Below are 713 nucleotides of genomic sequence, written 5' to 3'. Positions count from 1 at the left end.
AGATCCCAAGAAATTCGCCCTGTTTACCGGCCGGGACCAGATGCAGGCACTGACCGGCATGTTTGCCAAGCAGTTCGGTACGCCCAACTATGCCGCTCACGGCGGATTCTGTTCCGTCAACATGGCTGCGGGCCTGATCTATACCATCGGTGGTTCCTTCTGGGAATTTGGCGGACCGGATCTGGAGCGGGCCAAGCTGTTCATCATGATCGGCACGGCGGAAGATCATCATTCCAATCCCATGAAGGTGGAGCTGTCCAAGTTCAAACGTCGGGGCGGGCGTTTCATTTCCATCAATCCCATCCGGACGGGTTATTCGGCCATAGCGGATGAATGGGTGCCCATCAAGCCGGGTACCGACGGGGCTCTGATCCTGGCCATCATCCGCGAACTCATCCAGCAGGGTTTGTATGACCGGGAGTTCCTGGTGCAGTACTCCAATGCTGCTGAACTGGTGATCAATGATCCCTCACGGGAAGATCATGGCCTGTTCAAACGCGTGGAGATGCACATCGAGGAAGGTTGTTTTGATCCCGAGAACAAGCTCTGGTGGGACCGGGATCTGGATGTGGCCATGGGCACCCATACACCGGGCTGTGATCCCTATCTGCTGGGAGAATTTGAGCTCGAAGACGGTACCCCGGTAAAGCCTTCCTTCCAACTGCTCAAGGAACGAGTAGAAGACTACACCCCGGAATGGGCGGAAGACATCA

1 protein-coding gene is annotated in these 713 nt (G+C 56.1%); it reads left to right on the top strand.

Annotated features, from left to right (window positions below; genetic code table 11):
- The coding region (locus ACOCD2_RS23965; protein ID WP_293703176.1) for a molybdopterin-dependent oxidoreductase at positions 1 to 713 on the top strand (713 nt) is incomplete at both ends.

This window comes from Thiolapillus sp. (genome assembly GCF_048562965.1).
GTDB classification, from domain to species: domain Bacteria; phylum Pseudomonadota; class Gammaproteobacteria; order Chromatiales; family Chromatiaceae; genus Thiolapillus; species Thiolapillus brandeum_A.
Note: the sequence above shows the minus strand (reverse complement) of the source record. Positions and strands in the feature narration are given on the sequence as shown.